The following is a 21,347-nucleotide window of genomic DNA, read 5'->3' as shown; positions in this document are numbered from 1 at the left end:
GGCGTTACTCCCTTCCGGTCTTAGTACTTACGTTCCTGTGGCACGTAGTGCGTCATGCGCACCGGCTTCTTGCCCAGGGTGATGTGGTCTGCCGGGTCGGCCGAGGTACGGTCACCGGTGAGGTACGCCATGGTGTGGTGCATCCACAGCTCGTCGTTACGCTTCGGGAAGTCGTCACGCATGTGGCCACCGCGCGATTCCTGGCGGTTGAGCGCGCAGTACGTCACTACCTCGGCGAGGTCGAGCAGGAAGCCCAGCTCGATCGCTTCGAGGAGCTCGGTGTTGTAGCGAAGACCCTTGTCGTGCACGCGGATGTTGCGGTAGCGCTGACGAAGTTCGTGGATGACCTCGGTAGCGCGGTTCAGGGTTTCTTCGGTACGGAACACCTGGACGTTGTTGTCCATGGTCTCCTGCAGTTCCTTGCGGATCTCGGCAACCGACTCGGAGCCGTCAGCCTTGCGCAGGTCGGCAACCATGTTGCGTACGAATTCTTCAGGCGATTCGGGCAGCGGCGCGAAATCGGCCGACTTGGCGAACTTGACCGCGCTGCGGCCGGCACGCTTACCGAATACGTTGATGTCGAGCAGCGAGTTGGTGCCCAGACGGTTCGATCCGTGAACCGAAACGCAGGCGCACTCACCGGCAGCGAAGAGACCCGGAACAACGGTGTCGTTCTCGTCCGAGATGACCTCGGCGTCGTTGTTCGTGGGGATACCACCCATGGCGTAGTGCGCGGTCGGGTATACCGGAACCGGCTCAACTACCGGGTCAACGCCCAGGTAGGTGCGAGCGAACTCGGTGATGTCTGGGAGCTTGTTCTCGAGTACTTCGGCACCGAGGTGCGTGCAGTCGAGGTAGACGTAGTCCTTGTTCGGACCAGCACCGCGGCCGTCGAGCACTTCCTGAACCATCGAACGCGCCACGATGTCACGCGGTGCGAGGTCCTTAATGGTTGGGGCGTAGCGCTCCATGAAGCGCTCACCGCTGGCGTTACGCAGAATGGCACCTTCACCACGAGCACCCTCGGTGAGGAGGATGCCGAGCCCGGCGAGGCCGGTCGGGTGGAACTGGAAGAACTCCATGTCCTCGAGTGGCAGGCGGTTACGCCAGATGATGCCAACGCCGTCACCGGTGAGGGTGTGGGCGTTCGAGGTGGTCTTGAAGACCTTGCCGAAACCACCGGTAGCGAAGACGAACGACTTGCCCTGGAAGACGTGCAGGTCACCGGTCTTGAGCTCGTAGGCGATGACCGCGGCTGGACGACGGACGCCGTCAACCTCGGCAAACGCAACGTCGAGCGCGTAGTACTCGTTGAAGAAGCGGATGTTGTGCTTGACGCAGTTCTGGTACAACGTCTGCAGAATCATGTGGCCGGTACGGTCAGCGGCGTAGCAGGCACGGCGAACCGGTGCCTTACCGTGCTCGCGAGTGTGGCCACCGAAGCGACGCTGGTCGATCTTGCCTTCCGGCGTACGGTTGAACGGCAGACCCATGTTTTCGAGGTCGAGGACGGCGTCGATCGCTTCCTTAGCGAGGATCTCTGCCGAGTCCTGGTCAACCAGGTAGTCGCCACCCTTAACGGTGTCGTAGGTGTGCCATTCCCAGTTGTCGTCTTCGACGTTGGCGAGTGCCGCAGCCATACCACCCTGTGCCGCACCGGTGTGCGAACGGGTTGGGTAGAGCTTGGTGACAACGTCGATCATGGCACCGGTGCCAGCCTGCTCGGCGGCTTCAATTGCGGCGCGCATACCGGCACCACCGGCACCGACGATGACGATCTCGTTGCGGTGGAAGTGGACGGTTACACCATCGATGACCTTCGTGGTGTCCTTGAGCTGTTCTGCAGCCATTGCGTGTGTGTTCCTATCGCTATTCAGTCGTCGCTACTGGCAGATCGCGATGCCGCTCGCGCTGTGGATGCACGGCTCGACAGCGAAAACGATCAGCACGATGAGGCCGAGGATGATTTCAATTGCGCAAGCGGTCCACAGCGTGATGGTGAGCGCCTTGCGGGGACCCGGCTTGTAGACGTAGTCGTTCACGATCGTGCGCATGCCGTTGGTTCCGTGGATGAGCGCGAGAATCAGCAGCAGCGCATCCCAGATGAGCCAGAACGGCACGGAGAATTTGTTAGCAACAACAAATTCATAGCCAATCTGGTGCACGCCGTCGCCGGCGACGAGGTTCGAGTAGAGGTGAACCAGGACGAGAACGACCAGGAGCATGCCCGAAACGCGCATGAACATCCAGCCGGTGCGTTCCCAGTTCTTACGGCCAGCCTTGCGCTCAGCAAGGGGAGTGCGCGGGTATTCGACAGTTTCGATTGTCATGATGCGGCGTCCTCCTAGTGACCGAATACGTGCGAGAGGTGAACGATGGCGAACGGAACCATCACCACGAGCCACAGGGCAATAACTACCCAGAACATGAGCTTGTGGTGGCGGGTACCGCCCGGCAGGAAGTCCACGAGAATAATGCGGATGCCGTTAAAGGCGTGGTAGACAATCGCACCGATGAGACCGAGCTCACCGAGGCCCATAATCGGGTTCTTGTAGGCGCCGATGACGGCGTCGTAAACCGATGGGCTAATCAGCAGCAGCGCACTGTCAAGGACGTGCACCAGCAGGAAGAAGAAGATTGCGACACCGGTAATGCGGTGGAGAACCCACGACCACATACCTTCGTTGCCGCGGTAGAGACGCCCTCCAATGGCGTTCTTCTGCTTTGGCGCCGAGGCAGGAGTCGGGGTGCCGGTCTGGACTGCTGACACGGAACTACCCTTCTATGCTCGAAAACGCCGATGAGTATCCATCGGCGGAGTTTGCCTGAAGCATGTGCCGAATTACCAGCGCACACCCGACCTCCAGACTATCGCGAATTACGCCCGCCCGGTGCTGTCAACAAATCATCTGCGGTAACTTCCGCATGAACCCGCGGGGCGGTGTTCGAAAGAACTTCGTCGTAGTACCCGAGCAGGTCGTCACAGATACGTTCCCACGAGCGATCGAGCACGCGACGGCGGCCAGCTTCACCCATCCGAGCGCGCAGCGACGCATCCGCCACCAGGCGCGAAACGTAGTGCTGCATCGAGTCATTGCCGCGGCGCGCGGTCGGGTCAAAGAGGTAGCCGTCGTAGCCGTGGGTCACCAGGTCAATTGGCCCACCCGCAAGCGGCGCGATGACCGGCAGTCCGGCAGCGTGCGCTTCTTGCAGCGTCTGGCCGAACGTTTCTTCGGTGCCGGTGTGGACGAACAGGTCGAAGATCGAATACGCGAGCGACAGTTCACGGCCGCTGCGCTTACCCAAGAACTCCACCGGCATCTTGCGCATGGCGCGGCGCACCGAATCGTTCGAGGGGCCGTCGCCGACAACCACAAATTTGGCGTTTGGAATCCCGCGCAACTCGGCCAGTCGCTCGACCTGCTTCTCGGGGGCGAGACGACCCACATAGCCGATAATGACTTCGTCGGGTTCGGCGATGGATGCGCGCAGTGCCGCGGATTCGGGACTGTGACGGTGCTCGGGGTGGTAGCTCACCAGATCGACACCACGCCCCCAACTCTTGACGCGGGGGATGCGCTGACGCTCGAGATCGCGGATCGAATGCGTCGACGGTGCCAGGGTGAGGTCAGCCTGCGCGTGAATGGCCTTGATCACCTTCCAGGTGAAATCACGCATGAGTCCCAGGCGGTTGCGGCGGGTGTAGCCGGCAACGTCGGTCTGGAAGATCGCGACGCTCGGGATCCCCTGACGCTTGGCCGCGGTGAGCGCATGCCAGCCGAGAATAAAGGGGGATGCGGCGTGCAGGACGTCGGGGCGAAACTCGCGCAGAATCTGCTCTACCTGCGGGCTCGGCAAACCAATGGGGAACTCGCGTAGGTTAACGGTGGCAACTTCGCGAACTGGAAACCCGGCGTAGCTCGCCGGGGCGCCGGCCTTCGGGCAGATGACGATGGCCTCGTGGCCGCGCAACCGCAGATGATCGAGTACCTTCTTCACACTGTTGGTCACACCATTCAGTGTTGGCAAGAAGCTCTCGGTTACCACGGCAATACGCATAATGAAATGAGCCTATGCCTGGCAAGTAACGATGGTGTGAACTGTCGGCAACACCTCTGAAACCTGTGGCAACTAACGGTAAACGTGGCCGTACCGGCTAGGCTCGTGCGCATGTCACCACACGCACTTGACGATTTCTTTGCGGTTATTCCCGCAGGCGGTGTTGGTTCGCGGCTCTGGCCGCTCAGCCGTGCGGGTCGCCCAAAGTTCCTGCGCGATATCGCTGGAACCGGCGCAACGCTGTTGCGGTCAACGTACGAACGCCTGGAGCCGCTCTGCGATGCATCCCGCGTAGTTGTCGTCACCGGCCAAGCGCACGGCGATGAAGTGCGCGCGCAGCTGCCCGAGGTTACCACCGAAAACGTGGTCCTCGAATCGGAAGGTCGCGACTCGAGCGCGGCCATCGGCTTGGCAGCGGCAATCATCGAGCGTCGTCATCCGGGCGCGGTGATCGGCTCGTTTGCTGCCGACCACCTGATTAGCGCGAACGCGCGTTTTCGCCGCGCGGTAACCGAAGCGGTACGCGCCGCGCGCGAGGGTTTGATCGTGACCATCGGCATCCAGCCGCTTGAACCGTCGACCGCTTTCGGGTACATCCGAGCCGGCGAGCCGCTCGAGATTCTGGGTGCGCCATCGGCCCGTCAGGTCGAGGCATTCGTCGAAAAGCCAAAGGCCGCCACCGCCCGCCGTTACCTGGCATCGGGTGAGTATCTCTGGAACGCTGGCATGTTCATCGCTCGTGCGAGTCGCCTGCTCGAAGAGCTCGCGGCTCACGCGCCAGAACTTGCGGCGGGCATCAACGAGATTGCCGACGCTTGGGACACTCCGCAGCGCGACGAGGTTACCGCCCGCGTGTGGCCAACGCTCGAGAAGATCGCCATTGACTACACCGTGGCTGAGCCTGCCGCAAAGAAGGGTGCGCTCGCGGTCATCCCTGGCTTCTTTGGTTGGGATGACGTGGGTGACTTCGCTGCGGTTTCTCGCGTTCACGCGACGGCATCGTCGAACGAGCATCCGCTTGACATCATCGGTGACGCTGATCGGGTAGTGAGCTACGAAGCCGGTGGCATCGTCGTCTCGGAAACCGATCGCATCATCGCCGTTGCGGGTGTGCCTGACATCGTGGTGGTCGACACCGAAGACGCGCTGCTGGTCACCACGCGTGCCAAGGCGCAGCAGGTCAAGAACCTCGTCGCGGCGATTAAGGAATCCGAACACCCCGAGGTGCTCTAGACACTGCCCGTGTTACCCGGGTCAGCTTGAGAGCGGCATCGTGCACGGTGCCGCTCTCCCTCTACATGGGTGCACAAATAAATAGGTAGCAGTGGATGCGGTCAGCTAGGGGAGTGCGATGGCTGCGGTGCGCGTCGGGTTGCGTCCTAGAGCGGCACCGAGTGTTCGTCGCCGAGCCGCTTCATCACCATGGTTGAGGTCGCGCGCAGCACGCCCGGCAGCGTGCCGAGGGTCTCGTCATAGAGCCGCTGATAACTCGCCAGGTTCTTGGTGAGTACACGCAACATGTAGTCGGTCTCGCCAAAGAGTCGCTGCGCACTCACAATTTCGGGTTCGTCGATGACCGCCGCTTCGAACGCGGCAATGGTCTCGAGATCGGTGCGACCCATGGTGATGAACACCACGGCTTCAAATCCCAGGCCGAGCGCTTCGGGGTTAATCGTGGCGCGGTAGCCCACGATGGTGTCGGATGCTTCAAGCTGTTTCACTCGGCGATGGCAGGCGGCCACGCTGAGCCCGACCTGTGCTGCCAAATCGGTCAAACTCATTCGCCCATCTGCCTGCAAGAGTGAACAAATTTCGCGATCAAGTGCATCCATGTGCAAATTCTTGCGTAGTTGCGTGCGTGTTTCAAGAAAAGTGAACACACTTTTCGCCCCTACATTCCTAGGCTTGCAGCGTGCCTCGGCGAAGGAATTCCGCATTGAAATTCCTTAACCGCAGATCTGTGAAATCGCTTGTTCAACCGGATCGCCACTTGGCGGGGAGAGTGCCATGGAAATCGCGCTGATGATGCAGTTTTGGGTTGTGTGCATGCTGCTGGTCATGTCGCCCGGTGCTGACTGGGCGTTTGCCATTGGTGCGGGCGTGAAAGCGAAATCCGTGTGGCCCTCAATCGCCGGCATTCTTGTCGGCTACGTCATCGTGGTTGCCGTGATCTCGGCGGGCGTTGGCTCGCTCGCGGTGCAATACCCGCAGCTCATTACCGCCCTCACCATCATTGGTTCGCTCTACCTGCTGTACCTCGGTGCTTCGGCGCTGCGATCGACGCCGGATGCATCGGCGCTCGCGGTTGCCGAAATGGATGCGGATGCGCGTCGCCAGTTCGTCAAGGGGATTGGCGTGAGCGCGCTGAACCCGAAGGGACTCCTGCTGTTGCTGGCACTGCTGCCGCAGTTCGTCTCGTCAACCGGTTGGGCGACTGGCGCGCAGATGTTTGCACTGGGCAGCATTCACATCGTGAACTGCGCCATTGTCTACACGGCGGTGGCGATGATTGCCCGTCGTGCACTTCGCGGTAGGCCAACGGCGAGCGCTTGGGTTGCTCGGGGGTCGGGTGTAGTGCTGCTGCTGGTCGGTTCGGTGCTGCTGATCGAGCAGCTGGTCGCACTCTCGTAACCGGATGCATCCGGTGCCGTTTGCGGATCTAAACAATGCCGATGCGTGATAGCTGGGTTATCTGTAACGAATTTGAATAGTTCCGCCGCTGGTAGCGCATATGTACAACTTGCGAACTACAATGAGAGAAGTGTCACTCTCCGCGAAGTCGCGGAACGAACTAGGAGGATCCATGGGGATTTCCAACAAGAAGTGGCTCGGGCTTGTCAGCCTGGCCGCAATTAGCTCGCTGACTCTTTCGGGTTGTGGTGCAGCCCCTGGCGAACCTGGCGCAAGTGGCAACGCAAATGCCAGCGACTTCACTGCCTGCATGGTTTCTGACGAAGGTGGTTTCGACGACCGCTCGTTCAACCAGCTCTCCCACGAAGGTCTGACCAAGGCTGAGGAAACCCTCGGCATCCAGACCAAGGAAGCGGAATCCAGCTCGCCTGACGACTTCGCGCCGAACCTTAACGCCATGGTCGAGCAGGGCTGCAACATCATCATCCCCGTTGGCTTCATGCTCGCTGACGCAACTCAGGAAGTTGCGAACGCAAACCCAGACACCAAGTTCGCCATCGTTGACGTTGACTACCTCGAGGGCGACAACCTCCTCCAGCTCAACTACGACACCGCACAGGCCGCCTACCTCGCAGGTTACGCAGCTGCCGGCCAGAGCAAGAGCGGCACCGTTGCTACCTACGGTGGCCAGAAGATTCCTTCGGTAACCATCTTCATGGACGGCTTTGCACTCGGTGTACAGAAGTACAACGAAGAAAAGGGCAAGGACGTCAAGGTCATCGGTTGGGACGTCGAGTCGCAGAACGGTGACTTCGTAGGTGACTTCACCAACCAGACCAAGGCCAAGCAGATCACCGAAGGCTTCCTCGCCAAGGGTGCTGACGTGATCATGCCTGTTGGTGGCCCGCTCTACCAGGGTGCCGCTGAAGCTATCCGCGCCGACGGCAACTCGGCCCTCCTGGTCGGTGTCGACAGCGACCTGGTCAAGAAGGAAGAGAAGTACAAGGACATCATCTTCGTTTCGGTGCTCAAGGGACTTGACGTAACCGTTTTCGACGCAATCGAGACCGCAGTTAACGACGAGTTCAAGGGCGGCACGGTCTACACCGGCACGCTCGAGAACGAGGGTGTAGGTCTCTCGGGCTTCGGCGAGTTCGAATCGAAGCTTCCTGAAGGAATGAAGGAAGAACTCGACGCACTCAAGCAGGACATCATCGACGGCAAGATCAAGGTCGAGTCGCCTTCGTCGCCAAAGGCTGCGCAGTAAGCGCGATGGCCTAGCGCCAAATGTCGTGACCGGCGGCTCACCGCTCGCAGGGATCTGCAGCAGTGAGTCGCCGGTTTTCGTACCCGGCACTATTCACCCCTCGTCGGCCACCGCCAGGTGCTATCTACCTGAAGGTCGAGTCCGCAACTGACTACCGCGACGGAACGCATCCACCGTCGCTTTCGCCCGCCCACCGTTCCCGAGCAGTGCTGATGCCCACCGGTCGTAGAAACCGCAACGCATCCCGAAACTGCGACCGCAACGCCACACGGAGAACCGAATGAAACTTGAACTTCGCGGTATTACGAAGCGCTTTGGCGACTTCACCGCAAACGACGCAATTGATCTGACGGTCGAGCCAGGCGAGGTCCACGCGCTGCTCGGCGAGAACGGCGCCGGCAAATCGACGTTGATGAACGTCCTGTACGGCCTGTACCTGCCCGAAGAGGGCGAAATTCTGCTTGACGACGAAGTCCAGAACTTCACCGGACCGGGTGACGCCATGGCTGCGGGTATCGGTATGGTGCACCAGCACTTCATGCTGATCCCAGTCTTTACCGTGGCCGAAAACCTCATTCTGGGACACGAGCCGATGGCTGCTCCCGGCATCCTTGACCTCGAATCGGCCCGTCGCCGCGTGCGCGAGATCTCGGAGCGATTCGGCTTCGACATTGATCCCGATGCGAAGGTCGAGGACCTTTCGGTTGGTCAGCAGCAGCGCGTCGAGATTATTAAGGCGCTCTCGCACGACGCCAAGGTGCTCGTGCTTGACGAGCCCACTGCGGTTTTGACGCCGCAGGAGACTGACGAGCTCATGCGCATCATGGATGAGCTCCGTCGCGACGGCACGTCGATCGTGTTCATCTCGCACAAGCTTCGCGAAGTTCGCTTCATCAGTGACCGCATCTCGGTTATCCGCCGCGGCAAGCTCGTGGGCACCGCAGAGCCCACCGCGAGCAACGAAGAGCTCGCCTCGCTCATGGTTGGCCACGCCGTTTCGCTTAACGTCGACAAGGCCCCGGCCAAACCGGGCGACGCCGCGTTCCAGGTTCGTGACCTCACGGTGTTTGGCGCCGACGGCCACCGTCACATCGACGGCCTGAGCTTTGACATCCACCAGGGCGAAATCCTCGTGGTTGCCGGTGTGCAGGGTAACGGTCAGACCGAATTGACCGAAGCCATCCTAGGCTTGCAGAGCCAGGTGCGCGGATCGATCACCCTCGACGGTAAGGAAATTCTTGGCCGTTCGGTAAGCCAGGTGCTCGACGCCGGTATCGGATTCGTTCCCGAAGACCGCACCAAGGACGGCCTCGTCGGCGAATTCACCATCGCTGAGAACGTCGTTCTCGACCGATTCCGCGACGACGCGTTCTCGCGCGGACTCGCACTCAAGCTCGGTGCGATTCGCGACCACGCCGAAGCCTCGGTCGAGGAATACGACATCCGCACCCCATCCATCGACACCTTCGCCGGCCGTCTCTCTGGTGGTAACCAGCAGAAGGTCGTGCTCGCCCGCGAACTCGACCGCGACCTGCGCATGTTCATTGCCTCGCAGCCAACCCGCGGTCTTGACGTCGGATCGATCGAGTTCGTACACAAGCAGATCGTTGCGACGCGCGACTCGGGCCTGCCCGTGTTGATCGTGTCGACCGAACTTGACGAAGTCACGCAGCTCGCCGACCGAATCATGGTCATGTACGGCGGTCGCAGCATGGGCATTGTGCCGGCAGACACTTCTCGCGAAATCCTCGGACAGATGATGGCAGGTATCCCGCATGGCGAATAACGCATCGCTCACCCCTACCGAAACCGAGCCGGTAACCGCGACCGAAATCGCTCGCGGCGGTTCAGTCAACGCCCTGGCAGCGCACCCCTGGCGCGGCCTGTGGCGCGACATCCTTGGCGGATCGGTGATCCGCTCGGTGCTGTCAATCGTCATCGCGCTCGCGATCGGACTCGCAATCGCGGTATTCACCAACGAAGAAATCCAGGAGACCCTCGGGTATTTCTTCTCGGCACCGCAGCACTTCTTCCAGGCCGCAGGCTCGCTCGTTTCGGATGCGATGCAGGCACTGTGGAACGGTGCGGTCTATAGCGAAAAGCGCGGCTTCGGTCCGCTGCTGAGCAGCCTCACCTGGGCTACGCCGCTGATCGCTGCCGGTCTCGGCCTCGGCCTCACGTTCCGTGCCGGTCTGTTCAACATTGGTGGTCAGGGTCAGATTCTCGTCGGTGCCCTGTTCGCCTCGTGGATCGGTGCCTCTTGGCAGCTGCCAATGGGCCTGCACCTGATCGTCGCTATCATCGCGACCGTACTGGCCGCATCCATGTATGCCGCCATCATCGGTTGGCTGAAGGCACAGACCGGTGCCCACGAAGTGATCCTCTCGATCATGTTCAACTGGATCGCGTACTGGGGCTTCACCTACCTGCTCAAGCAGCCGTTCCTGCAGTCGCCGAACGCGCCGGGGCAGGCCAAGTCGAAGGCCGTACTCGAAACGGCACGCATGCCGGAACTCTTCGGCACCTTCAGCACCGGCCTCATCCTGGTGCTGGCCGCGGCTCTGCTCTACTGGTGGATCATGGACCGCTCGACCCTCGGTTTCCAGATTCGCGCCGTCGGTATTAACCCGAACGCCGCTCGCACCGCGGGTATCAATGTCAAGATGATCACCGTGCTCACCATGGCGCTGTCGGGTGCGTTCGTGGGTCTCGCCGCAGTTACCCAGACGCTCGAAGTTCACCCGACCGGTATTGAGCCATCGGTTCACGCCAACATTGGTTTCGATGCGATCACCGTGGCACTGCTGGGTGGTAACAGCCCGATCGGTATCGTGCTCGCCGCAATCCTCTTTGGTGTGCTGAAGGCAGGCGCCGTCTCGATGGAGATCTCGGCCGGTATTCCGCGTGACATCATTCCGGTAATTCAGGGACTCATCGTGCTGTTCGTCGCCGCGCCACGCTTCCTCGGTTTCCTGCCGAAGCCAAGCGGCCACTCGCTGCTGGCACGATTCGCGGCAAGCCGCAACAGCGACTCCGGTAGCAATGACTCCGGCAGCAGCGTTACGCAGCCTGCCGACTCGAAGAAGGGATCGGAGGCATAACCATGTCGACGAACGTAGCAACGACTGCCCCCGCGGACGCACCCGAGACGGTCGCCGCATCCGACACCCCGCGCAAGCTCAAGACCCCGATTCTGCTCGGCGTATTTGCGTTGATTTCGCTGGTCGTATTCGTCTTCGGTGTCGCACCCGACACCTTGACGCAGGTTGACCTGAACTCGAAGTCGGTCGACATGAAGCTGCCGATTATCGACGTGCCGACGTTCATCACGAACCTGTCGTTCACGGTGGTCATGGTGGCACTCGCCGCCCGCGCATTCGTGAACGCCTGGAACCGAAAGCGCATCCCAATGTGGATCTCCGCGGTATTCGCGTTCCTGTGGCTGTTCGCCCTGATCTTCTGGACCGCTGCCGGCGACTCGGTGCCATTGACCTGGCTGTTCACCGGTTCGCTGGTGCTGGCAACGCCGATCGTGTTCGGTTCGCTCGCAGGTGTCGTTTCGGAACGCGCCGGTGTGGTCAACCTGGCGATCGAAGGCCAGCTGCTGTCGGGTGCGTTCGCCGCCGCGCTGGTGGCCTCGCTCACCGATAGCTGGATTGCCGGTGCGCTTGCCGCAGCGGCCGCAGGTGTGGTCGTCTCGTGCATCCTCGCGCTCTTTGCGATCACCTACTGGGTTGAACAGGTTGTTGTCGGTGTCGTCATCAACATGATCGTCATCGGTCTGACCGACTACCTGTACTCGGCACTGCTCGCGACCGACAGTGCTAAGTACAACGACCCGGCCCGCTACCCGCAGATCAACATTCCCGGCCTCTCGCAGATTCCGGTGATCGGCCCATTGCTGTTCCAGCACACCGTGCTCGGCTACGTCATGCTGCTGTCGATTCCGCTGTTCGGCTACCTGCTGTTCAAGTCGCGCTGGGGCCTTCGCACCCGTGCCGTGGGTGAACACCCCAAGGCTGCCGACACCGTGGGCATCAACGTCAACGCCGTTCGCTGGCGCAACGTGCTGCTCTCGGGTGTGATCGCCGGTATCGGTGGTTCGTTCTACACGGTCGGTTCCGTTGGTGCGTTCTCGTCGCAGATCACCTCGGGTCAGGGCTATATCGCCCTTGCCGCGATGATCTTCGGACGCTGGCATCCGATCTACGCCGCCCTTGCCGCACTGCTGTTTGGTTTCGCCTCGAACTTCCAGACCTTCGCCAGCCAGGCCGGTGCGGGCATCCCGTCCGAACTGCTCGCGACGGTGCCGTACATCGTGACGATTTTCGCGGTCGTCGGGTTCGTCGGTAAGTCGCAGGCACCTGCTGCTGACGGTGTGCCGTACATCAAGCAGGGACGCTAATCATGACCGAGTCGCACGAGTCCGCTGCGGCGGCAGTCGACTGGGATGCGTTGCGAGCAGCCGCGCGCGAAGCGATGCGTCACGCATATGTGCCGTACTCGAAGTTCCCAGTCGGTGCCGCAGCGCTCGTCGATGACGGTCGCATCGTGACCGGCTGCAACGTCGAAAACGCCAGCTACGGACTCGGTCTGTGCGCCGAATGCGGCCTCGTTACCGACCTGGCTCGCAGCGGTGGCGGCAAGCTCGTGGCCTTCAGCTGCTGTGACGGCAACGGCGAGCGGCTTATGCCGTGCGGTCGCTGCCGCCAGCTGCTCAATGAGTTCGCCGCACCCGGATGCCTCTTCGACACCATCGAAGGCATCCGTGGCATCGACGACGTCCTGCCCATGGCGTTCGGGCCGTCGAACCTCGACGAATATGCCGCGGGCAGCAGCGGTACCGCCGCATCCGAAATCGACTAACACCGCATCCAATTGTGAGATCTGCCGCATCCGGAACGAACATCAAGTTCGCAACCAGGTGCGGCAGACTTGTTTAACCAGGATTGATTTCACCTGATCAATTGCCAATTACGTGGCAACCGCAACACGCAAGGAGACCGACGTGAGCGAACCATTTGACGTTGTTGACCTCATCCACCGCAAACGCGACGGGGGAGTGCTTGAGACCGCCGAACTACAGTGGCTTGTCTCGCGATTCACCACGGGCTACGTCGCCAACGAACAGATGGCCGCCCTCGCCATGGCGATCTTCTTGCAGGGTATGGAACGCCGCGAAATCTACGACCTGACCCAGGCCATGATCGCCTCGGGTGAGCGCATGGACTTCTCGTCGCTCTCGCGCCCAACGACCGACAAGCACTCCACCGGTGGTGTCGGCGACAAGATCACCCTGCCGCTGATGCCACTGGTCGCGTCATTCGGTGCGGCCGTACCGCAGCTCTCGGGTCGCGGCCTTGGTCACACCGGCGGCACGCTCGACAAGCTCGAGTCGATTCCCGGTTGGCGCGCCGAGCTCAGCAACGAGGAAATGCTGCAGCAGCTCGAAGAAGTTGGCGGCGTCATTTGCGCGGCCGGCGCCGGCCTCGCCCCCGCCGACAAGAAGCTCTACGCGCTGCGCGACATCACCGGAACCGTCGAGGCGATCCCGCTGATCGCATCCTCGATCATGTCGAAGAAGATCGCCGAAGGTACCGGTGCGCTGGTGCTCGACGTGAAGTTCGGCACCGGTGCGTTCATGCGCGAAGAAGCCAAGGCACGCGAGCTTGCCCGCACCATGGTCGATCTCGGTAAGGATGCGGGGGTCAAGATGAGTGCGCTGCTCACGAACATGAACACCCCGCTCGGGAAGACCATCGGTAACGCGAACGAGGTGCGCGAATCGGTCGAGGTGCTCGCCGGTGGCGGGCCAGAAGACGTGGTTGAGCTGACCTGCGCGCTTGCAACTGAAATGCTTGCGCTTGCGGGTATCACCGATGTCGACGTGCGCGAGCACCTGCGCGGCGGCCAGGCCATGGACGTTTGGCGCCGATCGATCGAAGCGCAGGGCGGCGACCCCGATGCGGCGATGCCCACCCCGAAGTTCTCGCACGAGGTGCGTGCCGAGCGCGATGGCGTGCTGGTGCGACAGGATGCGTTGGCATTCGGTCAGTCGGCATGGCGCTTGGGCGCCGGTCGGGCGCGCCCGGGGGCACCGGTGGTGCACGCGGCTGGCATCGACCTGGCCGTAAAGCCTGGCGATGCGGTGCGCGCAGGCGACCTGCTGTGGACGCTGCACGCCGACGATGCATCGAAGTTCGAGCGCGCACTCGAAGCGCTCGACGGCGGTTGGGAAATCGGCGACGAAGCACCGCAGACGCAGCCGCTCATCCTCGACCGCATTAGCTAGTGCATTGGGCTGCCGGTGCCCGCGTGAGCGTGGCGTGCCGGCAGCCTGCGTATTCGCACCCGCGCACTGGCATCCGCGCGCGTATCCGCACCACCTATCGAAAGTGATCTTGTGACCCGTCTATCGAAAGTGATCTTGTGATCAACGAAACTGAATTCCGTCTTGCTGACGGTACCGATACCCGCACGCTCCCCAAGGTGCTGCTGCACGACCACCTTGACGGTGGCCTGCGCCCGCAAACCATCATCGATCTGGCAAACGGTGCCGAACTCCCCGCATCCGATGCCGAAGCGCTCGGCCAGTGGTTTGAAGACAGCGCGAACTCGGGCTCGCTCGAGCAGTACCTCGAGACGTTCGCGGTGGTGCTGAGCGTGATGCAAACGGCGGATGCGCTGCGTCGCGTCGCGCGCGAAGCGATCGAGGACCTCGATGCCGACGGCGTCATCTACGCCGAACTCCGTTGGGCACCGGAACAGCACCTGCGCGATGGGCTGACGCTCGACGGCGCAATCGAGGCCGTGACCGCAGGCCTGCGCGAGGGGTGCGAAGCCGCCGACGGACGCATCCGTGTCGGGCAACTCATTTGCGTGATGCGACAAAACGACAACGCGGTTGCCGTGGTTGAAGCCGCCCTGCGCCACCGCAGCGCGTCGATCACGGACGCACGGGTCGTGGGCGTCGACCTCGCCGGCCCAGAGGCCGGGTTCCCACCGAGCGGCCACCGCGAAGCCTTCGCGCTCGCAGCGCGCGAGTTCATGCCCGCAACCGTACACGCGGGCGAGGGCGACGGCGTCGACTCGATCGCATCCGCAATTCTGGATGGCCGGGCTCTGCGTCTCGGGCACGGAGTGCGTATCGCCGATGACATCGAAATCGCCGAACAGGTCGACGGTCACACGACGGTGGCACTTGGCCGCGTCGCCAATTGGGTGCGCGATCGCGAACTCACACTTGAAGTCTCGCCAAGCTCGAACCTGCAAACCGGCATCGCCGAGGATATGCGCGACCATCCGTTCGACCTGCTCTACCAGCTCGGATTCGACGTCACCGTCAACACCGACAACCGCCTCATGAGCGCGACCACACCGTCGCTCGAACTGGTGAGGCTTTCGGATGCGTTTGGCTACAGTCTCGACGACCTCGAAGAGTTCGCGATGAACGCCGCTGCCGCCGCGTTCTTGCCGCAAGAGGATCGCACCGACCTCGCTGAGCGCATCGAAGCGGGCTTCCAAGACGCCCGCGGCTAGTCGCTGAGACGGCTGGACACATCAGCAAACAACAACGCGCGGGAACCTCAGAGGCTCCCGCGCGTTGTCATTGGTTCGGGGTTGTGGCCCCGTCGGCTAGTTTGTCAGCAGCGCGTGCATGGCTTCGGCCGCAGCATCAGCCTGGGCTGCGGCGGCTTCGCGACGCTCGGCGATCGAGCCATCGGTCGAAACGGCATCGATGTAGACCTTGATCTTCGGCTCGGTGCCGCTCGGGCGAATCATGATGCGCGTACCGTCGGCCAGTTGCAGGCGCAGGATGTTCGCCGGTGCTTCAGCCGTTTCAAAGTCGTAGAACTCGGCAACGGTAACGGCACCAACAACGGTGGGTGCCTCGGCACGCAACTTGGTCATGACCGCGGGCAGCTGACCCGCATCCGCGTACCGGATCGCGACCTGGCGTGACTCGAACGCACCGAACTCGGCGGTGAACTCGTCATCCAGGTCGGCCAGCGTCTTGCCTTCGGCGGCCTGCGCAAACGCGAGGTCGAGAATTGCCATGGCTGCCGAGATTCCGTCTTTGTCGCGCACCGTTTCGGGGTTCACGAGATAGCCGAGTGCTTCTTCGTAGCCGTAGGCGATTTCGGGCGCGCGTGAAATCCACTTGAACCCGGTCTGTGTTTCGACGTAGTTCAGACCGAAGCGCTTCGCGACCACCGACAGCGCCGGTGACGATACGAGCGACGTTGCGAGGGTGCCGGTTTCACCTGCGGCCGCAAGCAACTTCGCGGCACGCCAGCCGAGGAGCTTGCCGATGTCGTTACCGCCAAAGCGGCGCCACGAGCCATCGGCATCCGGAATCGCCACCGCCAGGCGGTCGGCATCGGGGTCGTGGGCAATGATCAGTTCGGCATCGGCGGCGGATGCGGTTTCGTACGCGAGATCGAGCGCGCCGGCTTCCTCGGGGTTCGGGAAATCGACCGTTGGGAACTGGCCGTCGGGCTGCAATTGCGCATCGACGGTCACCGGGCGGGCAACACCGGCCTCGTCGAGCACGCGTGCGAAGGTCTCCCAACCAACACCGTGCATCGCGGTGTACGCGAAGCGCAGATCGGTCGGCTCAGTGCCAAGCACTCGCGCGGTTTCGAGCACATACGAGTCGATCAGCGTTTCGCTCGCAAACTGGTACTCCGAGTTTCGCGGCAGCTCGTTAACCCGCATGGTCTCGGCCACGTTCTTGATCGCGGCAGCGATTTCGGCATCGCTTGGCGGCACAATCTGCGATCCGTTGTCGTCATCGCCGAGGTACACCTTGTAGCCGTTGTCCCACTTGGGGTTGTGCGAGGCCGTCACCATGACGCCGGCCGACGCGTTCAAATGGCGCACCGCAAACGCCAGCACCGGAGTCGGCACCTGGCTCGGCATCAGCGTGACGCGCACACCGGCCGCCTGCATGATTTCGGCGGTGTCGCGGGCATACACCTCGGAGTTAACGCGGGCGTCGTACCCGACAACCACCGACGGGTAGTCGCCGCGTGCAAGCAGGAAGTCGGCAAGACCGCGAGCTGCCTGACCGACCGTCACCCGGTTCATCCGGTTCGGGCCAGCTTCTTGACGGCCGCGAAGTCCCGCGGTGCCGAACTGCAGGCGGGTGGCAAACCGGTCGCGCAGTTCGCGCCAGGCGGCGGCACGGTCGGATGCGTCGTCATCGGCAAGTTCGACGCCCGGTTCGTTGACGTCACCGGCAGTTTCGAGCAACTGCGTGAGCTCTTCGCGGGTCTCGAGGTCGGGGTCCTGTTCGAGCCAGGATGTGGCGGCGTTACGCAGCGCGACCTGGGATTCGCGGATTAGCGGCAGAGTCATGCGATTTCTCCAACGATGTCGGTGAGCAGGCTCGCGAGCTTCGACTCGGCGGCCTTGCCCGCGGCGATCACTTCTTCGTGGCTGAGCGGGTTAGGGGAGATGCCGGCCGCGGCGTTCGTAATGAGCGAGAGTCCGAGCACCTCCATGCCGGCTTCGCGGGCGGCAATCGCTTCGAGTGCGGTCGACATACCAACGATGTCGCCGCCCATGATGCCGGCCATGCGAACCTCGGCTGGTGTCTCGTAGTGCGGGCCGCGGAACTGCACGTACACGCCCTCATCGAGCCCGTGCATCCGTGCCACAACTTCGCGCAGTCGCGGCGAGTAGAGGTCGGTGAGGTCAACGAAGTTGGCGCCTTCGAGCGGCGATGCCGCGGTGAGGTTGATGTGGTCGCGGATGCACACCGGGGTTCCCGGGGCCCAGTCGGGGTTAAGACCACCGGCCCCGTTGGTGAGCACCATGATCTTGGCGCCGGCGGCAGCGGCCGTGCGCACCGAGTGCACGACGCGGCGCACACCGTGGCCCTCGTAGAAGTGGGTGCGAGCGCCGATGATCAGCGCGTGCTTGCCCGATGGCAAGCGCACCGAGCGGATAGTGCCGACGTGGCCGGCGAGTGCGGGCTTCGAGAAACCGGGGATCTCGGTGGCTGGGATTTCGGCGACCGTTTCTCCCATGGCATCGGCAGCCTTGCCCCAACCGGAGCCCAGCGTCAGGGCGATGTCGTGTGCGGCAACCCCGGTGGTCTCGGCGATCACGCGGGCGGCTTCGGCCGCGATCTGCGAGGGATTTGCGTCGGCTGCGTCCAGCGGATTGGTGGGCTGTGCGGCGTTGTGAAGTTGATCCATGGCTCAAGATTAGGGGAGCAGCCTTGCAAGATCGTGGCAAGATTGAGGCCATGGCAGTGAAGAGCGCAGAACGTCACCGGATTGTTGTAGTAGGCGGAGGGCCCGGCGGTTACGACGCGGCACTCGCAGGTGCCCAGCTGGGAGCTGAGGTCACCATTATTGAAGCAACGGGCATGGGCGGTTCGGCCGTACTGACCGACGTGGTGCCCTCGAAGTCGCTGATCGCTTCGGCCGAAGCAGCGGCGCTGCTGCGCGACGCCGACGAACTCGGCCTGCAGTTCCATGTGCGCGATGACCTCGACAACCCGCGCCACCCGCAACTGAACGTCAACCTTGCAAAGCTGAACCAGCGCATCCTGAACCTGGCCCAGAACCAGTCGGACGACATGCGCCGCAACCTGAAAGATAACGGCGTGCGCGTCGTGGATGCACGTGGCCAGATCATGGGCCCGGGCACGGTTGGTTGCTTCGTTGACGGCAAGGAAATCGACCGGGTTGAGTACGACACCCTGATTGTTTCGGTCGGCGCGAGCCCGCGCGAACTGGACTCGGCGAAGCCTGACGGCGAACGCATCCTCACTTGGAAGCAGCTGTACAACCTCGAATCGGTGCCTGAGCACCTGATCGTGGTGGGCTCCGGTGTAACCGGTGCCGAGTTTGCTTCGGCATACAAAGGCCTCGGCGCCGAGGTCACGTTGATTTCGAGCCGCGACCGCGTGCTCCCGGGCGAGGACTCGGACGCCGCCGACGTTATCGAAGAGGTCTTTACCCGTAACGGCATGAACGTGCTCTCGCGTAACCGTGCCGAATCGGTTGTCCGCGACGGGGATGAAGTCGTCGCGACGCTTTCGGATGGCACGCAGGTGCGTGGCTCGCACTGCCTCATGGCCGTGGGCGCGATTCCGAACACTGCCGGTCTCGGACTCGAGAAGGTTGGCGTTGAGGTGACCGACAGCGGCCACATCGTTGTCAACCGTGTGGCGCGCACCAGCGTGCCGAACATCTACGCGGCCGGTGACTGCACGAGCTTCTTCCCGCTCGCATCCGTTGCCTCGGCGCAGGGCCGTACCGCTGTGTTCCACGCGCTCGGTGACGGCGTACGCCCAATCAACCTGCGCAACGTTGCCTCGAACATCTTCACCTACCCCGAAATCGCGACGGTCGGCTGGCAGCAGAACGACATCGACGAGGGCGAGCGCGAGGGTCGCGTCTACAAGCTCGACCTGGCGCAGAACCCGCGCGCCAAGATGCAGGGCTTCCGCGACGGCTTCGTGAAGCTGATCGCCGGAAACAACCTCGGCACCATCGTGGGTGGCGTGATCGTCGCACCGCGTGCATCCGAATTGCTGCTGGCGCTCTCGATTGCGATTGAGCAGCGCGTGACGGTGGATGAGTTTGCCACCTCGTGGGCGGCGTATCCGTCGCTGTCGGGCTCGATCGTGGACGCAGCCAAGGCAATGCACCTGCGGAGCGAATAACGAGTTTTCCGCGAGTTTGCGGGGATCCAGGCGGTTGTTGCACTGATCTTGGGTGCATTCCCAGCTTCGCGAGTGGAATCTGAATCAAGTTCATTTTAGACTTGCTGAGATCCACTGGCATAGAGGCATAGTGGAGCAGTGCTGGCGGCAGGCCGGCCAGCACAACAACTACAACCCTCTAACCGAACTGGCACCAGGCCGGGCCAGAGAAGAGAAGAGAACACCATGGGTACCCCCATTAACTACGAGCGCGTAGCCGAACTCACCAAGATCGAGGCTGACAAGCTCAACGCAAACACGCAGAAGTCCAAGGAATTCTACGCCAAGGCTGTAGACCACCTCTCGGGTGGTGTTGCATCGTCGTACCAGCTCCACGAGCCATGGCCCATCTACGTTGAAAAGGGCGAAGGCGCCAAGGTTTGGGACGTAGACGGCAACGAGTACTACGACTTCCACAACGGCTTCGGCTCGATGGTTCAGGGTCACGCACACCCAGCCATCGGTAAGGCTGTTGCTGACCGCTACCCAATGGGTACGCACTTCGCTGCTCCTACCGAAGACGCAATCGTCGTTGGTAACGAGCTTGCACGTCGTTGGGGCCTGCCGAAGTGGCGCTACACCAACTCGGGTTCGGAATCGACCATGGACGCGATCCGCATTGCTCGCGCCTACACCGGTCGCGACACCGTCATGAAGATCTTCGGTTCGTACCACGGTCACCACGACACCGTCATGGTTGACATCGGATGGATCCCTGAGCAGGAGATCGGCCCACGCGACAACTACGCATCGATTCCTTACGGTGCCGGTGTGCCGCAGGCAGTTGTTGACATGACCTTCGCGGTTCCGTTCAACGACGCTGAGACCATGGAAAAGCGCATCATGGCGCTCGACGCCGAAGGCAAGAAGCCTGCCTGTGTGATCATGGAAGCTGCCATGATGAACCTCGGTGTTGTTCTTCCTGAGCCTGGCTACCTCGAAGCCGTTCGCGAAATCACCAAGAAGCACGGCATTGTCCTGATCTTCGACGAGGTCAAGACCGGTATCTGCATCGCTGCCGGTGGTGCAACCGAGAAGTTCGGCGTAACCCCAGACATGGTTACCCTCGCAAAGGCACTCGGTGGCGGTCTGCCAGCTGGTGCAATCGGTATGAGCGAAGAGCTCTCGACCGTTGTTGAAGACGGCTCGGTTTACCAGGTAGGTACCTACAACGGTAACCCGCTTACCCTTGCTGCAGCACGCGCTTCGCTGCTCGAGGTTATGACCGACGACGCTTACAAGCACCTCGCTCACCTCAACGACCGCATCATCGCTGGTTGCGACGACGTCATCAAGCGCTACGACCTCGACGCCTACACCGTAGGTATCGGCTCGAAGGGCTGCGTTGTGTTCTCGACCCACAAGGTCACCGACTACGAGTCGTACATGGAGAACGCTAAGACTGGTGGCGCACTTGCTGACCTCGCATGGCTGTTCAACATGAACCGCGGCATCTTCATGACCCCTGGTCGCGAAGAAGAGTGGACCCTTTCGGTTACCCACGACGACGCTGCGATCGACGCCTACGTACAGGCATTCGACGACCTCGCTGCTGCAATCCGCAGCTAGTTTCGGTTCGCGTTACCGCCAGCGCGCTCGAGCTTCGGCTCGGGCGCGCTGCGCGTTTTCCGGGGTGGATGCGGCGGGTCGCGTTCGTCGTGCCCGTCG

Annotated in this window: 18 protein-coding genes; 11 read left to right on the top strand and 7 right to left on the bottom strand. The window is 62.1% G+C overall.

The window, feature by feature from the left end; all coding sequences use genetic code 11:
* Nucleotides 1-20: 20 nt before the first annotated feature.
* The 4 genes from sdhA to ZBI01S_RS08285 form a co-directional block, all read right to left on the bottom strand.
* Complete coding sequence (gene sdhA, locus ZBI01S_RS08300) at nucleotides 21-1,850, bottom strand: succinate dehydrogenase flavoprotein subunit (RefSeq protein ID WP_066059077.1); 1,830 nt, start codon at nucleotides 1,848-1,850, stop codon at nucleotides 21-23.
* A 33-nt stretch (nucleotides 1,851-1,883) separates the two neighbouring features.
* Complete coding sequence (locus ZBI01S_RS08295) at nucleotides 1,884-2,330, bottom strand: succinate dehydrogenase/fumarate reductase transmembrane subunit (RefSeq protein ID WP_066059074.1); 447 nt, start codon at nucleotides 2,328-2,330, stop codon at nucleotides 1,884-1,886.
* A gap of 14 nt (nucleotides 2,331-2,344) precedes the next feature.
* On the bottom strand, nucleotides 2,345-2,770 hold the full coding sequence (gene sdhC / locus ZBI01S_RS08290; RefSeq protein WP_083524640.1) for a succinate dehydrogenase, cytochrome b556 subunit: 426 nt from the start codon (nucleotides 2,768-2,770) through the stop codon (nucleotides 2,345-2,347).
* 98 nt (nucleotides 2,771-2,868) lie between these two features.
* Nucleotides 2,869-4,059, bottom strand: coding sequence for a glycosyltransferase family 4 protein (locus ZBI01S_RS08285; protein ID WP_066059070.1), 1,191 nt, complete (start codon nucleotides 4,057-4,059; stop codon nucleotides 2,869-2,871).
* A gap of 111 nt (nucleotides 4,060-4,170) precedes the next feature.
* Here ZBI01S_RS08285 and ZBI01S_RS08280 point away from each other — a divergent pair, with 111 nt between their 5' ends.
* Complete coding sequence (locus tag ZBI01S_RS08280; RefSeq protein ID WP_066059109.1) at nucleotides 4,171-5,292, top strand: mannose-1-phosphate guanylyltransferase; 1,122 nt, start codon at nucleotides 4,171-4,173, stop codon at nucleotides 5,290-5,292.
* 146 nt (nucleotides 5,293-5,438) lie between these two features.
* Here the strand turns inward: ZBI01S_RS08280 and ZBI01S_RS08275 are convergent, their stop codons facing one another.
* The gene (locus ZBI01S_RS08275) at nucleotides 5,439-5,891 is read right to left on the bottom strand and encodes an Lrp/AsnC family transcriptional regulator (RefSeq protein WP_066059067.1); all 453 of its coding nucleotides are present in this window, start codon (nucleotides 5,889-5,891) and stop codon (nucleotides 5,439-5,441) included.
* A 175-nt stretch (nucleotides 5,892-6,066) separates the two neighbouring features.
* Between ZBI01S_RS08275 and ZBI01S_RS08270 the strand changes: the two genes are divergently transcribed.
* The 8 genes from ZBI01S_RS08270 to ZBI01S_RS08235 all read left to right on the top strand — a co-directional run bounded on the left by ZBI01S_RS08270 (nucleotide 6,067) and on the right by ZBI01S_RS08235 (nucleotide 15,496).
* Entirely contained in the window at nucleotides 6,067-6,690 is a 624-nt protein-coding gene (locus tag ZBI01S_RS08270; RefSeq protein WP_066059062.1) for a LysE family translocator, read from the top strand.
* Between the two features lie 172 nt (nucleotides 6,691-6,862).
* Nucleotides 6,863-7,957 (top strand): BMP family lipoprotein, encoded by a 1,095-nt coding sequence (locus tag ZBI01S_RS08265; RefSeq protein ID WP_066059059.1) that lies wholly within the window; start codon nucleotides 6,863-6,865, stop codon nucleotides 7,955-7,957.
* A gap of 280 nt (nucleotides 7,958-8,237) precedes the next feature.
* Nucleotides 8,238-9,743, top strand: a complete 1,506-nt coding sequence (locus tag ZBI01S_RS08260; RefSeq protein ID WP_066059055.1) for an ABC transporter ATP-binding protein — start codon at nucleotides 8,238-8,240, stop codon at nucleotides 9,741-9,743.
* The gene (locus ZBI01S_RS08255) at nucleotides 9,733-11,058 is read left to right on the top strand and encodes an ABC transporter permease (RefSeq protein WP_066059052.1); all 1,326 of its coding nucleotides are present in this window, start codon (nucleotides 9,733-9,735) and stop codon (nucleotides 11,056-11,058) included. Before ZBI01S_RS08260 ends, ZBI01S_RS08255 begins: the two co-directional genes overlap by 11 nt.
* Before the next feature lie 2 nt (nucleotides 11,059-11,060).
* Nucleotides 11,061-12,362: an ABC transporter permease gene (locus ZBI01S_RS08250; protein WP_066059049.1), complete on the top strand. Its 1,302-nt coding sequence runs from the start codon at nucleotides 11,061-11,063 to the stop codon at nucleotides 12,360-12,362.
* Nucleotides 12,363-12,364: 2 nt separating this feature from the next.
* Entirely contained in the window at nucleotides 12,365-12,823 is a 459-nt protein-coding gene (locus ZBI01S_RS08245; protein WP_066059046.1) for a cytidine deaminase, read from the top strand.
* Between the two features lie 142 nt (nucleotides 12,824-12,965).
* Nucleotides 12,966-14,249: a thymidine phosphorylase gene (locus tag ZBI01S_RS08240; protein ID WP_066059106.1), complete on the top strand. Its 1,284-nt coding sequence runs from the start codon at nucleotides 12,966-12,968 to the stop codon at nucleotides 14,247-14,249.
* Between the two features lie 137 nt (nucleotides 14,250-14,386).
* On the top strand, nucleotides 14,387-15,496 hold the full coding sequence (locus ZBI01S_RS08235) for an adenosine deaminase (protein ID WP_066059043.1): 1,110 nt from the start codon (nucleotides 14,387-14,389) through the stop codon (nucleotides 15,494-15,496).
* A 96-nt stretch (nucleotides 15,497-15,592) separates the two neighbouring features.
* Here the strand turns inward: ZBI01S_RS08235 and ZBI01S_RS08230 are convergent, their stop codons facing one another.
* Nucleotides 15,593-17,317, bottom strand: a complete 1,725-nt coding sequence (locus ZBI01S_RS08230) for a phospho-sugar mutase (protein ID WP_066059040.1) — start codon at nucleotides 17,315-17,317, stop codon at nucleotides 15,593-15,595.
* Nucleotides 17,314-18,162 carry a purine-nucleoside phosphorylase gene (locus ZBI01S_RS08225; RefSeq protein ID WP_066059037.1) on the bottom strand — a complete coding sequence of 283 codons (849 nt, stop codon included), beginning with the start codon at nucleotides 18,160-18,162 and terminating at the stop codon, nucleotides 17,314-17,316. The genes ZBI01S_RS08230 and ZBI01S_RS08225 overlap by 4 nt, the downstream gene beginning before the upstream one ends.
* Before the next feature lie 50 nt (nucleotides 18,163-18,212).
* Here ZBI01S_RS08225 and ZBI01S_RS08220 point away from each other — a divergent pair, with 50 nt between their 5' ends.
* Entirely contained in the window at nucleotides 18,213-19,640 is a 1,428-nt protein-coding gene (locus ZBI01S_RS08220; RefSeq protein ID WP_066059103.1) for an NAD(P)H-quinone dehydrogenase, read from the top strand.
* Between the two features lie 225 nt (nucleotides 19,641-19,865).
* Nucleotides 19,866-21,248 (top strand): aspartate aminotransferase family protein, encoded by a 1,383-nt coding sequence (locus ZBI01S_RS08215; protein WP_066059035.1) that lies wholly within the window; start codon nucleotides 19,866-19,868, stop codon nucleotides 21,246-21,248.
* Nucleotides 21,249-21,347 lie beyond the last annotated feature (99 nt).

It is taken from the genome of [Zimmermannella] bifida NBRC 103089, assembly GCF_001570925.1.
GTDB classification, from domain to species: Bacteria; Actinomycetota; Actinomycetes; order Actinomycetales; family Microbacteriaceae; genus Gulosibacter; species Gulosibacter bifidus.
This window is presented reverse-complemented; position numbering and strand designations above follow the sequence as displayed.

Coding starts and splice junctions, on each gene's coding strand:
- sdhA (WP_066059077.1), bottom strand. CDS start 1,850: ATGGCTGCAGAACAGCTCAAGGACACCACGAAGGTCATCGATGGTGTA.
- ZBI01S_RS08295 (WP_066059074.1), bottom strand. CDS start 2,330: ATGACAATCGAAACTGTCGAATACCCGCGCACTCCCCTTGCTGAGCGC.
- ZBI01S_RS08285 (WP_066059070.1), bottom strand. CDS start 4,059: ATGCGTATTGCCGTGGTAACCGAGAGCTTCTTGCCAACACTGAATGGT.
- ZBI01S_RS08280 (WP_066059109.1), top strand. CDS start 4,171: ATGTCACCACACGCACTTGACGATTTCTTTGCGGTTATTCCCGCAGGC.
- ZBI01S_RS08275 (WP_066059067.1), bottom strand. CDS start 5,891: ATGGATGCACTTGATCGCGAAATTTGTTCACTCTTGCAGGCAGATGGG.
- ZBI01S_RS08270 (WP_066059062.1), top strand. CDS start 6,067: ATGGAAATCGCGCTGATGATGCAGTTTTGGGTTGTGTGCATGCTGCTG.
- ZBI01S_RS08265 (WP_066059059.1), top strand. CDS start 6,863: ATGGGGATTTCCAACAAGAAGTGGCTCGGGCTTGTCAGCCTGGCCGCA.
- ZBI01S_RS08260 (WP_066059055.1), top strand. CDS start 8,238: ATGAAACTTGAACTTCGCGGTATTACGAAGCGCTTTGGCGACTTCACC.
- ZBI01S_RS08255 (WP_066059052.1), top strand. CDS start 9,733: ATGGCGAATAACGCATCGCTCACCCCTACCGAAACCGAGCCGGTAACC.
- ZBI01S_RS08250 (WP_066059049.1), top strand. CDS start 11,061: ATGTCGACGAACGTAGCAACGACTGCCCCCGCGGACGCACCCGAGACG.
- ZBI01S_RS08245 (WP_066059046.1), top strand. CDS start 12,365: ATGACCGAGTCGCACGAGTCCGCTGCGGCGGCAGTCGACTGGGATGCG.
- ZBI01S_RS08230 (WP_066059040.1), bottom strand. CDS start 17,317: ATGACTCTGCCGCTAATCCGCGAATCCCAGGTCGCGCTGCGTAACGCC.
- ZBI01S_RS08225 (WP_066059037.1), bottom strand. CDS start 18,162: ATGGATCAACTTCACAACGCCGCACAGCCCACCAATCCGCTGGACGCA.
- ZBI01S_RS08220 (WP_066059103.1), top strand. CDS start 18,213: ATGGCAGTGAAGAGCGCAGAACGTCACCGGATTGTTGTAGTAGGCGGA.
- ZBI01S_RS08215 (WP_066059035.1), top strand. CDS start 19,866: ATGGGTACCCCCATTAACTACGAGCGCGTAGCCGAACTCACCAAGATC.